Source organism: Gelidibacter salicanalis (assembly GCF_016469035.1).
Taxonomy (GTDB): domain Bacteria; phylum Bacteroidota; class Bacteroidia; order Flavobacteriales; family Flavobacteriaceae; genus Gelidibacter; species Gelidibacter salicanalis_A.
Window position 1 is genome coordinate 41,021 of the sequence record NZ_JAEHJZ010000012.1, and the last position, 12,630, is coordinate 53,650.

The following is a 12,630-nucleotide window of genomic DNA, read 5'->3' on the forward strand; positions in this document are numbered from 1 at the left end:
TTCTTTGAAATAGCGATTAGAGTTCCCCCGCTTGTGCTGAGCGGCCTGTGCTGAGGGCAGCCGAAGTAAGTCGAAGTAAGTCAAAGTATTGGGGGTTAGGGAGCTACAATCATGAACATTTACAAGGCGTAGGTCTATTACATATGAATGGTCGATTATACGACCCTGTCATCCACCGATTTTTAATGCCGGATAACTTTATACAGGATCCTTACAATACACAGTCATTCAATAGTTATGGGTATGTTTTGCAGAATCCGTTGAAATATACAGATCCAAGCGGAGAAATTATTCCTTTATTAATCTATAGAATTCCCCGAGGCTCTGCCTCGGAGGTTTTAAAGGAAAGTTTGAAAACGGATGGTTTTCATTAAATGTTAAAACTTTCTTCCGTTGAATACCCCGACGGCTCTGCCTCGGGGATTATTTATTAATTGGCGCGGCATTGGTGGGTGCATATATGGGTGGAGCACAGGCGAATGGAACTTGGAATCCGCTTAAATGGAATTATAAAAGTAGTAGTACATGGATTGGTATGGCGGGTGGGGCTGCAATAGGTATTGCTACCGCAGGAATAGGAATTGCTGTCACGGCCGCAATCACTCCAGCATTGGCTAGCTTAGGTATTACTGGGGGCATTCTGGGGGGAGCTATTACGGGCATTGCTACTGGTACGGCCGCTGGAGCTTTTTCAGGTGGCTTTAGTAGTATTCTTCCAGGTGGAAGTGGCAATTTTTGGGGAGGAGTAGTTAAGGGCGCTATTATGGGCGCTATAACCGGAGGGATTTTGGGTGCCTCTATTGGAGGTCTTATGACCCCCAAGGGTCATAACGTTTGGACTGGTGCTGCACCTCGCGCAGCCGTTGCGCCTGTAAGTACCATCCAAGCAACGGGAGTGTCAACAATAGACGATGCCGCAAGTATAAAAACCGAAGTTCTAACCTCAAAAATTGCCAGTCCTGCTCCATCAACTAACCCGTCAGTTGCGCCAGCACCCACTACTCCAATAAAGGATGGTATGGGTGTCGTGGAAGTTAATATTAGACCTGTGCAGAAATCGCTTGATTTGTCTACCGTCAATACGGGAACAAAAACTATATCCCAATTTTCAGGTAGTGCTATTGAAGATGGTGTAGCGTATGCAATGAAAAATAAAATTTCTCACGTCTTTGGAAATTCTGCTCATAATCTTGACCCATTAGTAAAAAGTCTTGGTGGACAAGAAAACACCTTTAGATCTGTTTTAAATGCTGCAAATGGAAAACTTCCGACGAGTGGTGTTTTTAATAATGTGTTTTTAGATGTTGGAGGTTACAATGTTATTGTAAGAGGCAGTGTTGTCAATGGAATTCCGAAAATTGGAACAATGTTTATCCCTTAAAAAAATAATACTATGAACTGGAAACAACAGTTATCAAAATTCGAACAAAACAGAGATTGGGAATCGGCTATTGCTTTAATACAGGAAACTATTGATGGAAATAATAATACAATAAATGCCTATTTAAGTATGAATTACTTACTTATGAATTTATTAGTTGAAGAACAATACGAACTCAGGAATCATGATTATTATGCGGGGTTATTAAAAAAGTATTTTCTTGAATCCTACTCTAAGTTTTCCCATGACCCAGAATATCTATTTTATATAGGACAAATAGCCTGTATATCTGAATGGTATTTTGATATTGAAATTGAAGAAGCCCAAAGCATGATGCATAGAGCATTAGAGCTTAAACCCAATTATACCCTTTATAAGTGGGCTAACTATAGGAATTTAGATATGCGAGAATCAGACAATAAAGAAAAGATGATTTTATATGCTAAAAAAGCTCTATCCGAATCCGAAGTTAAAAGGGATCTTAAATCTAAAGGAGCATTAGGGAAATATCTTTGGAATTTATTACAGTATTGGAGCAAGGAAGAAATTATCGAAATGTGACAAATACGCTAAATAAGAAATATTAGGGAGTGGGAATAATAAGTAATAAAAAAAACCAAGCCTTTTCGATTGATATTACAGAACATAATGAGACAAGTTTATTCTAAAAATCCATTGCCACCAGGCTATTAAAAACAATCGACAATGAAAGAAACAATTGAGCTTAGAATAAATTATGATTATGCCAATTTGCTTTTTAAAGCAGATGAAGGAAAAAAATTAGGAACTTCTGTAAAAGTGGTTGAGTTGTTAAAAAATGACCCACGATATAATCAGGTTCCAATAATTGCAAAGAAGGTCAAGCAGAAATATGATGAAGTGTTTTTTTTTGGTTGGGAAATCAAACGGAAGTACAGTAAGAAAGAATTAGATACCGCCCCATTATTGCACATAAAAATTAAGTCCACGTTTGAACCTGCAGGTGAAGAATGCGGAACGCTTTATGATGAAACAGTAGCTTGCGAAATATGTGGAGCAAAAAGAAAACAGAGAAGTCCATTAAGATTAAAATATGGTTCTGTTCCGAAAAAGGATATAGCTAGAACGATAGCAGGAGAAGTAGTGGTATCCGAAAAGTTCGCAACAGCGTTTAAACAAAAAGGATTAAAAGGATTAATATTTGAACCCGTTGTTTTTGATAAAGGAGCTTCTAATTATTACCAGTTAGTTGCTTCGACAAAAATTGAGTTATCACAAAGCACAGTCGCAGGTATTAATCCATTTGACTTGTCAGCCAGTAGTGAAAGAGAAATTTACAAATGCCCGAAGGGGCATACTCTAGGCTTAAATTTGTTATCAGAAGCATATGTTTTAAACAGCCAATCAATCACTGAGAATGATTTTTTTTCAAGCAAACAGCAGATAGGTGTTAAGAGGGGCTTACTACGACCTGAGCCATTATACTTTTGTTCACCTGCTTTTAGAGAAATGGTAGAAGAAGAGATGCTAAGCGGGTTTGACTTTGAAATTGCACACATCCAGTAAAATCTAACGCCCTTTTATATAGGCTTTTGATTTTTAGAGCTGCGAAGGTCTGCAAGAATTTACTGCAGTTCGCACCCTGCGGAGAGCGGTGCAAACAGGGCTATCGGGTCGGGTGTGGCAATAACTTTGACTTTCTTGGTTTCAACCAAGATCTTTTTGAGAAGAATGCAGGCAAGCGATATATCCAAATTATGGAATTCTCTTATGAGAAACATAAATAAGAAACCATGAACAAACAAGAGATATTAAATAAATTCAATTTTAAATTACCAAAGGGGTTTGTTGATTTTTATATCAATTCTAACAATTTAGAAATTCAAAAAGATGAAGGTTATATCATTCTATGGAGTCTTGAGAAAATGGAGGAGTTAAACCATGCTTACCAAGTAGATGTTTATGCTCCTGAATTTTTTATCTTCGGTAGTGATGGAGCTGATACGGCTTTCGCAATTGAGCGCAAAACCGGTTTAATTTATGAAATGCCATTTATAGGTATGGGGAAAGATGACGCAACTTTAATTGGTGACTCTATTGCATTGGTTGTTGAATAATTTGGAAATTTAACTTTTTAAATGTCACTTTCAAAGATGAAATTATAAATGTTTGCATAGGATAATTTTTTTCTTTAAACAATGTGTTAATAACTTCATATAATGCATAGATTTAAATTTCAAAATGAAATAGACGGTTCAAAAAAATTAATAATCGAATCTTCACGATTAGAGGATTGCATAAAATATATTTTAGATGGAAATACAAAATCTATTACAATCAATTGTTTTCAAGGATATTCATTGGATAACATAGATTTTTTAAAAGAAATATCAGAAGTTATAGAAGGATTACACTTACCAGAAACCAAATTCGACATTGAAATTATTAATAGCCTTCATAAATTAAGGTTTTTAGGATTTGCTGACAATAAAAAGAATACCATAGATCTATCCAATTTTCCGAAAATTGAAATTTTGGCAACCAATTATTCTAGTAGATTAATAGGATTAGAAACTTGTATAACATTAAACAATTTAACATTGACAGGATTTAACTCTAAACATGATAACTTATCTGAATTATCACAATTAATTTATCTCAAGGAGTTAAATTTATTTAAGACTGGCATTAAAGATTTGAAAGGTATTGAAGCTTTATCAAAGCTTGAAAAATTGGAAATATTCGATGCGAATAAACTAAAAACAATTGCTTCTTTAACTTCATTGTTTTCAATTAAAGAACTTCGACTTCAAAAATGTAAAAATATAGATGATCTACATCTATTGGGAGAAGTTAAGTCCTTAAGGAAACTAATTATAACAGAATGTGGTGAAATTAAAAGCTTAGATTTCATTGAAAAATTGGAGAATCTCGATTTTTTAAGTTTTTGGGACACTACAATTTTGGACGGAAATTTAAACTTTTGTGAAGGAATTAATTTTGTTGGTTTTAAAGATAAAAAAGGATATTCGCATAAAGTAAGTGATTTTAGAAAGTAAAACTTATTTTTTAAAATCACAATATTTATGATCTTAAATGGATTTGTCTAAAAACTTCAAAGAATTAATTCAAAAACCTAGAAATCAAGGCAAGAATTAGAATTACAAAATGAGATTGGAATTAAATTAGAAATTGCATTGAATAAAGAGGCTTTAACACTGTTGGAGGAACTTAATAGCATCGGTTTAAATATATCCTCAAGATGGGAATGGCTGTCGGTGGTATTATTGGTGGAGCACAAGGTTTAAAATATGCAAAAACCAACGGTTTAGATCCTTTCTCTGGAAAACTTATACCTAAAGAAGGCTCAACTGTTGTTAGGCATCATACTAGCCCCCAAGCTATGGCTTCTATTAAAAACAGCCAAGAAATTACACCATCAAGAGATTCTGGATATGGTTTTAAAGGAACAGATTTCGAGGGAAGTCCAAATTTCAATGGAAATCAAAATTTCGATAACTATCAAAACGGTGCTTTCATTGAAATGAGACTTTCAAATGACATATTAATACCCTATCAAAGTCCACATCCAGCTTATTCAAACTATTTTAGGGTAAATAGTGGTGGAGGTAATTTTGTAATAAATCCTGGTAACCAAGCTCAGTACTATATAAATTTAAAATTTTGGTAAATGAAATTAGTTTGTTTAGATAGAAGAAGCTTTATTTTACTAGCGTTAGTGCTTAGGCAATTCGGTCTATCTGTTGGACGTAGTGCCTCAATGACGGAAGATATAACTCTATTCTTTAAAAAGAATCGTACATATTATCAAGTATTGCGAGAAAAATTGAATCAAATTGTTGAAAAGAACGATTTGAAGATAAATTGGCAGGTGGAAATTCGAGAACGGCACCCTACCGGTATAGTTAATTTGTTTATAAAAAAATCTTGCTTTTATGAATCAGATTTCAATCATATCATCAAAATTTTTTTTTCTGGTTTTGAAATAATCGAATCAGGAAAAATCGAACAAGATGATAAGTGGATTGATTTAGGACACGAAGCAATGATGTTTTCCAGGTATTTAATTGATCGTAAACTTTCAAAGAGCGAAAAAATTATTGTTGATCTGGTTGAACATTTTGAACAGAACGAAATGGTTCATGATAAATTTTATACAATTAAAGATGCTTTATCAATTTTAGATTTATCAATTTAGACTAAAATAAATAACAACAAAGACAATATGAAAAAGAATACACCAATAATAATATTTTCATAAATTATAGGAGTTGGGATTTATGTTGTGCTCCATCAATATTTCATTCTGAACAGCTTACCATCACCAGTGAGCAATACTTATATTTGCACCGTGAATATTTAGGCAGTATTATTGGCATTACCGATAAGGATGGCACTTTTAAAGAAAAGCGGCATTTTGATGCGTGGGAGGGCCGAGCGTTAAAAAAAAGCCAAGGGTTTGGCTTTTTAGCGATGGAGCCAGGCGGCGTGCGAGGGAGTTAAAGTTAACAGATGGCAACAACGTTGCGCTGACCAAATTTGGAGTCTTTGATAGAGGCTATACAGGTCACGAGCATTTATTGGGTGTTGGGTTGGTGCACATGAACGGACGGCTCTACGACCCGGTATTGCATCGGTTTTTGATGCCTGATAATTTTGTTCAGGATCCGTACAATACCCAGTCTTATAATAGATATGGGTATGTATTGAATAATCCTTTATTGTATACCGATGCTAGTGGAGAGTTGTTTTTCATCCCTATTCTTATAGGAATGGCTTATGGAGCTTTAGTGGGTGCAGCAATTTCTGCAGCAGTCTATACAATAAGCGCAGCAGTCACAGGAAATTGGAATTTGAGTGGGTTTGGCACGTCAATACTTTTTGGAGCAATTGGAGGAGCTATATCGGGTGGACTTAGTGCAGCGGCATCCATTGCAAGTACTGGTGTATCATCATTTTTGCAAAGTGCAACGGGTAATATGCTTTCGGAAGTAGCCTCTCAGGTTGGAACTAGTGCAATAATGGGCGATAATATAACGTTGAGCACAATTGCTGGCAGTGCGGTCAGTGGTTTTGCTGGAGCAGGAATAGGAAACTGGAAAGGAGTTAAAGGCAGTTGGTTGAAAAATGGGATTGGCGAACTTGGCTTTAACACATTTAAGGGCACTGTCCGGGGCGCAGTAGCAGGCGCCGTAGGTGCAGGACTTGATGGAGATAACATTAAAAATGCTATAGTCAACGGAGCAAAAAATGGTGCAATAGGTGCTTTTAGCCAATCAGCATTGATGATAGGCACTTTCGGGGCAACCTACAAGCCTGGGACCGAACAACTAAAATACGCCAATAAAATGGCTGATGCCTTTGGACTCTCAACTGACAAAGTAGCATGGAGAAAAGGTGGGGCATATCAAGCAATTCAATCGCTAATCGATAATGAAAGAGAGGTAACTTGGGGTAATAGCGTTGCTACATTTAGTAATACAGATCCAGATATATTTGCTCATGAGTTTGGTCATATTATACAAGCTAGACAACAAGGTTGGTCAACATTCCAAGGCAGAGGTATTTTTGAGCAAATATTTATAGGTCAAAGTGTTTATGATAGACCTGGCAGCAACGAATATGAAGCTAGAGTCTTCGCACGTGATTATGGAAAGGCACCAAAATGGTAATAATTTAATTTAAACTATTATGAAAATTTTAAGATATTCTTATTTCTTAACCTGTTGTGTTATCATTAATGGGTGCCTTATGCCACCTCCACCTAAATTCTTTGGTTATAAATGTATAGAATGTCCAAGCTTTGAAAAAGATCAAGTTAATTTAAAATTGAAGATCCACTCCACCACAGCAGGACAGACATACATAGATCTTTGGGGAGAACTAAAAATAATCAACAGTGGATTGGACCCTATATTAGTAGAGCCTATAGACTTTGAATATTCTTATAAGAATATTAAGTACGACTCCACTTTTATTGGAAATATTGACATAAGTAAAGATTTTAAAATCAATCGATTTGATCAGGTAATTGTTCAATTAGGGGCACATGACACTATGCGTCTTGATGTAATTGCTTATCCAAAGCGGAGATTTAAAAAAGTTGATTTTATTAATTATTGGAAAAATGATACCTTAAAAGTAAAAATATCAATTAATAAGAGAGTATATTATTACAAATTCATTGCTGAAAATTAATCCAGTAATTGTCACCCATGTAACATTCAGCAATTTATACAATAGATATGCCTAAAGGAAAAGCTCTTTGAAATATCATTAACATTATTGAACCCTTAGCATTTATTGGGCGTTGGACTGGTGCACATGAACGGACGTTTGTACGACCCTGTAGTGCATCGGTTTTTGATGCCTGATAATTTTGTTCAGGATCCGTTAAACACCCAAAACTTTGACAGATACGCATATGTGTTGAACAATCCGTTGATGTACACAGATCCAAGTGGGGAGTTCATAATAGCAGCTCTAATAGGAGCAGCCATTGGTATTATTACCAATGGAATAAATAACTCCATAAATGGTAAAGGTTTTTTTAAAGGGGCCGGAAAAGCAGCTTTTTTTGGAGCTATTGGCGGGGCAGCAGCTTTTGGAATAGGCCAAGTTGCTGCAAATATTGCATCGACCCTAGGGTCTGCGGCCTTTCAATCCGCTGCCCATTTCTACACAAGCGGGTTCCTCTCTGTCGCCCAAGGTGGGGGTTTTTTAAGCGCGGCATTGGCAGGTGGCATTAGTTCCCGAATAGGTTCTTTTGCGGGAGGCCTGCTAAAGAATGCAAGCCAGGTATGGAAAGCGGTTGGAATAGTAGGTGCCGGTTCTGTTTCTGGAGGCGTCGGTAGTGTAATTGGTGGTGGCAATTTTTGGAACGGGGTGCGCCAAGGTGCTATAAGTTCCGGGTTGAATCATACAGCGCATTTAATACAGCAAAAAACTGCCTCAAGTAAATTAATTTCCAAAATTGAACAAGCAATAGAAGCTCAAAGAGAAGCGATGTTAAGATTTTTAGCTTCGGATCCATTCAATCCTGTTCATGATAGTTTTAACGCTATAGACTTCAATTTTAGTGAATATCCTTATAGATCAGGTATTTTAGCCGACAATGAATACGCAAATCTTTCAGGGAGAATGACCATAGGAGGTAGGAAAATTGAATTTAATGCCACCTATCGGGCAAGACCGGAAAATTATGTAACTTACGTTAAACATATTGGTTCCGGAGCCACTATATTTGGCCAGGTTTTGGTAAATTCGTTTGCTCTCACAGGTTCAGGTAGTGTTGTTAGACTAAGTATTCCTAATAATGCGAACTACCAATATATAAGAGATTATATTTATAAATAAATCTTAATCATGAAAATGAAATATAATATATACTTCCTTTTTTTAATTGCGCTTTCTTGTCAAATTCATAATCAGGCAGAAGTAACGTATATTAGTAGCTCCTTGGTACAAAAAAACGGCCAAAAAAAATCTCCGAATTATTCATTTATTCATCTTAAGAATGATTCGGTGTTTTTTAGAGATTTATATAAACCTGAGACATTAACTTTTATGGGCGAAATTCCAAAAAAAAAGTCCGAATTTCTCCTTGATGGTTTGACCTTCAAGTTTACAGAAAACATATTGGAGATTTCAAACTCTAATGTAAAATCTATTTATAGAATTTTAGATAAGGAGAACAATAAAATAAAAATTGATAAATTTTATTTTAAGAATAAAAAATTTGTTCTAAAATCCAAATTTAACAATGATACCATATTTTTCAGCACTGCGAATAGTTATAGAAATATGACTTCAAATAGTTCAGATCGATGGTCTTTTGTTGACATTGATGGTTACAAAGTATTATGGCTAAATCTTGGTTACGACGAAGTACCTTTAATCATTGAATCGTTCGACAATAAAGAGATCACCGCAAACCTATATGGTTTAAAAAAGAATAAGGTCATATTAAAAGAACTTTTTTCAAATTAAAAAAGGCTATTAGGGATTCCCGAAGAGAAAAAAACAAAATTAGTTGCGCCTCGCAAATTTGCCGTAAGTGATAGAGGCTATACAGGCCACGAACATTTGTTGGGGGTTGGACTGGTGCACATGAACGGACGCTTGTACGATCCAATAGTACATAGGTTTTTGATGCCCGATAATTTTGTTCAGGATCCGTACAGTACCCAGTCTTATAATAGGTATGGGTATGTATTGAATAACCCACTATTATATTCCGACCCAAGCGGTGAAATTATTCCTTTATTAATAATTGGCGCGGCATTGGTGGGTGCATATATGGGTGGAGCACAGGCGAATGGAACTTGGAATCCGCTTAAATGGATTTATAAAAGTAGTAGTACATGGATTGGTATGGCGGGTGGTGCTGCAATAGGTATTGCTACCGCAGGAATAGGAATTGCTGTCACGGCCGCAATCACTCCAGCATTGGCTAGCTTAGGTATTACTGGGGGCATTCTGGGGGGAGCTATTACGGGCATTGCTACTGGTACGGCCGCTGGAGCTTTTTCAGGGGGCTTTAGTAATATTCTTCCAGGTGGAAGTGGCAATTTTTGGGGAGGAGTAGTTAAGGGCGCTATTATGGGCGCTATAACTGGAGGGATTTTGGGTGCTTCTATTGGAGGTCTTATGACCCCGAAGGGTCATAACGTTTGGACTGGTGCTGCACCTCGCGCAGCCGTTGCGCCTGTAAGTACCATCCAAGCAACGGGAGTGTCAACAATAGACGATGCCGCAAGTATAAAAACCGAAGTTCTAACCTCAAAAATTGCCAGTCCTGCTCCATCAACCAGCCCGTCAGTTGCGCCAGCACCCACTACGCCAATAAAGGATGGTATGGGTGTCGTGGAAGTTAATATTAGACCAGTGCAAAATCCACTTGATTTGGTTAATGTAGAAACTAATAATTTTGGAATTGCCAATTCTAGAGCTTTAGGATTGCAAGGAGAAAGTGCTGTGGGAGTGGGGACAAAAACAAGAATACCCTCTTTAACTAATACGGCAGCCTACAGAGTTCCTGATCACTTATCTTCTACTGCATTAGGCGAAATTAAGAATGTCAGTCATTTAAGTTTAACTAGACAATTAAGAGATTTTCATCTGTTTTCACAACAAAATGGGCTGCAATTTAATTTATTTACTAGATCAACTACAACTTTTTCTCAACCTTTGCAAAATTTAATAAATAATGGTAGTATTATTGTTCAACCTATTCCATTTAAATAATCGCGAACATGAACTTAAATGAATTGTCTAAAAACTTCAAAGAATTAATTCAAAAGCCCAAGAAATCAAGGCAAGAATTAGAATTGCAAAATGAGATTGGAATTAAATTAGAAATAGCATTGAATGAGGAAGCTTCAACGTTAGTGGATGAACTCAATGGTATCGGTTTAAATATATCCTCAATATGGGACTTGGTTAACACGAGGAAAAAATACCCCAGAGCTATAAGTATTTTATTAAAACATTTAGTTAAAGATTATAGTGAAAAAAATAAAGAAGGCATAGTAAGAGCTCTGACGGTAAAAGAAGCAATTGGAAAAGCGACACCAACTTTAATCGATGAATATATGAAATTGTCGAAAGATCAAACAATATTGCGTTGGACCATAGGAAATGCCATATTTAAAACAATTACCAAACATGATGTCGATCGAATAATACCAATAATAAAAGATAAAGAGAATGGTATATCTAGGCAAATGTTTGTTGCAGCCTTAGGAAAAGTCAATTTGCAAAATGTCGAAAATGTATTAATTGATTTACTTGACGATGATGAAGTTGTAGTGCAAGCTATCAAAGCATTAGGTCAATTGAAGTCGTTAAAAGCAAGAGAGAAAATAGTGGTACTTAGCAAGCATTCTAACAAATTAATAAAAACAGAAGCTGAGAATGCATTAAAAGTTTTGTAAGGTATTTTTAAGTTAAGCGGATTTTTATTTCACATGGCACAAAAAATTCCTCTAAAGGTATGAATTAAAGTAAGGGATGGAATAGCAAGAGGGTAACGGGCAAAGCCACGTTACATATTCCCATTCCAGTACAATTTATTGATTATCAATTAGTTAAAAATATACTGTTTTTTAAAATTTCATCGATTTGCGTCAAATGGTCTCAAACCGCCTGTAAATAGGGAAGAATTTGCGTCAATTGATGAATTATCGAGTCTTTATGGGGAAGTTTAATAATGTCCAACAGTGTTTAAGAATTTCAGAAAACTATTCAATCCACATAGTGTCGTAACGGCTATAATGTTTTTTTTTCTTTTCAATAGCAATTATCACTATAAGGAAAAAAGTGAAAACGTGGAAAATTTTCAGAAAGGCAAGAATGATTTTAAAGTTAAACTTATTGTAGATGGAGTTTTTCATTTTACTTATGAACTCCAAATTACTAAAAAATTGAAATTTTTAAAAAACATAAAGCCAGCCAAAAGCTCTTTTGTATTTTGGCCAAGGCCGTTTGAATTGAATAGTACGAGTCCTTAAAACTAAAATTGTGTTTTTGAAATTTAATATTAACTGAAATTTCCTTTCAATACACTCCCGTAACCTTGTGAGGAGCGCATTGAAAGGAAATTCATTTTAAGTCTAAAAAAATGTTTGTTTGGTCTGTGGTCCTGGCACTGACTTTTTAGTTTCAAACCTTAGCAGCAGATTGCCAATGTCCTCGCTTATCTTTGACTCTACCACCCGGGCGTAAATCTGTGTGGTCGATAGCTTGTTGTGCCCCAAGAGCTTTGATACGGTCTCAATGGGAACCCCATTGGAGAGCATTACCGTTGTAGCAAAAGTATGTCTGGCAACATGGAACGAGATGCTCTTATGGATTCCGCAGTCCCCTGCTATTTCCTTTAGGTATTTATTGGTCTTCTGGTTTGAGCTGAGAGGTAGGATTCTTTTATTTTTTGTTTTTTCGGCTTCATCCCTGTATTTTTCTATAATTGACAAGGCCTTGGGCAAAATAGGAATTTTGACCGTTTCATTTGTTTTTTCACGTTTGGTAAAGATCCAATAGTTGTTATCGATGCCCCGGGTAATATGGTCCAGGGTCAGTTCCCTGACATCTACATAGGAAAGTCCCGTGTAACAGGAGAAAATAAAACAATCCTTTACACGTTCCAACCGCGCATTGGTATAATGCGTATTCTCAATCAGTTCGAGTTCACGCTCTGTAAGGAACTGCCTGTCAAATTTATCGAACTTAAGCTGGAACTGGTTGAACGG

General features: G+C 36.0%; 14 protein-coding genes and 1 pseudogene. 14 read left to right on the forward strand and 1 reads right to left on the reverse strand.

The window, feature by feature from the left end:
* Positions 1-98 precede the first annotated feature (98 nt).
* The 14 genes and pseudogenes from JEM65_RS23540 to JEM65_RS07225 form a co-directional block, all read left to right on the forward strand.
* Positions 99-293, forward strand: a pseudogene (locus JEM65_RS23540) (RHS repeat-associated core domain-containing protein); the annotation flags it as partial.
* 152 nt (positions 294-445) lie between these two features.
* Positions 446-1,381 (forward strand): hypothetical protein, encoded by a 936-nt coding sequence (locus JEM65_RS07165; protein WP_199598264.1) that lies wholly within the window; start codon positions 446-448, stop codon positions 1,379-1,381.
* Positions 1,382-1,393: 12 nt separating this feature from the next.
* Entirely contained in the window at positions 1,394-1,942 is a 549-nt protein-coding gene (locus JEM65_RS07170; protein WP_199598265.1) for a hypothetical protein, read from the forward strand.
* A 144-nt stretch (positions 1,943-2,086) separates the two neighbouring features.
* Complete coding sequence (locus JEM65_RS07175; protein WP_199598266.1) at positions 2,087-2,926, forward strand: hypothetical protein; 840 nt, start codon at positions 2,087-2,089, stop codon at positions 2,924-2,926.
* 227 nt (positions 2,927-3,153) lie between these two features.
* The gene (locus tag JEM65_RS07180; RefSeq protein ID WP_199598267.1) at positions 3,154-3,477 is read left to right on the forward strand and encodes an SMI1/KNR4 family protein; all 324 of its coding nucleotides are present in this window, start codon (positions 3,154-3,156) and stop codon (positions 3,475-3,477) included.
* A gap of 102 nt (positions 3,478-3,579) precedes the next feature.
* The gene (locus JEM65_RS07185; RefSeq protein ID WP_199598268.1) at positions 3,580-4,419 is read left to right on the forward strand and encodes a hypothetical protein; all 840 of its coding nucleotides are present in this window, start codon (positions 3,580-3,582) and stop codon (positions 4,417-4,419) included.
* A 203-nt stretch (positions 4,420-4,622) separates the two neighbouring features.
* On the forward strand, positions 4,623-5,051 hold the full coding sequence (locus JEM65_RS07190) for a hypothetical protein (protein WP_199598269.1): 429 nt from the start codon (positions 4,623-4,625) through the stop codon (positions 5,049-5,051).
* A complete protein-coding gene (locus JEM65_RS07195) occupies positions 5,052-5,579 on the forward strand; it encodes a hypothetical protein (RefSeq protein WP_199598270.1) in 528 nt (175 codons plus the stop codon). It abuts the gene before it with no gap.
* Positions 5,580-5,805: 226 nt separating this feature from the next.
* On the forward strand, positions 5,806-7,053 hold the full coding sequence (locus JEM65_RS07200) for an RHS repeat-associated core domain-containing protein (protein WP_199598271.1): 1,248 nt from the start codon (positions 5,806-5,808) through the stop codon (positions 7,051-7,053).
* A 19-nt stretch (positions 7,054-7,072) separates the two neighbouring features.
* A complete protein-coding gene (locus tag JEM65_RS07205) occupies positions 7,073-7,579 on the forward strand; it encodes a hypothetical protein (RefSeq protein ID WP_199598272.1) in 507 nt (168 codons plus the stop codon).
* Between the two features lie 126 nt (positions 7,580-7,705).
* Positions 7,706-8,737: an RHS repeat-associated core domain-containing protein gene (locus JEM65_RS07210; RefSeq protein ID WP_199598273.1), complete on the forward strand. Its 1,032-nt coding sequence runs from the start codon at positions 7,706-7,708 to the stop codon at positions 8,735-8,737.
* A gap of 15 nt (positions 8,738-8,752) precedes the next feature.
* Positions 8,753-9,370, forward strand: coding sequence for a hypothetical protein (locus tag JEM65_RS07215; protein ID WP_199598274.1), 618 nt, complete (start codon positions 8,753-8,755; stop codon positions 9,368-9,370).
* Between the two features lie 15 nt (positions 9,371-9,385).
* Positions 9,386-10,627 (forward strand): putative toxin, encoded by a 1,242-nt coding sequence (locus JEM65_RS22995; RefSeq protein WP_307810549.1) that lies wholly within the window; start codon positions 9,386-9,388, stop codon positions 10,625-10,627.
* An 8-nt stretch (positions 10,628-10,635) separates the two neighbouring features.
* Positions 10,636-11,316: a HEAT repeat domain-containing protein gene (locus tag JEM65_RS07225; RefSeq protein ID WP_083993942.1), complete on the forward strand. Its 681-nt coding sequence runs from the start codon at positions 10,636-10,638 to the stop codon at positions 11,314-11,316.
* 678 nt (positions 11,317-11,994) lie between these two features.
* Here JEM65_RS07225 and JEM65_RS07230 read toward each other — a convergent pair.
* Positions 11,995-12,630 (reverse strand): site-specific integrase (locus JEM65_RS07230; protein WP_199598275.1); only part of this gene is annotated, 636 nt, incomplete at its 5' end.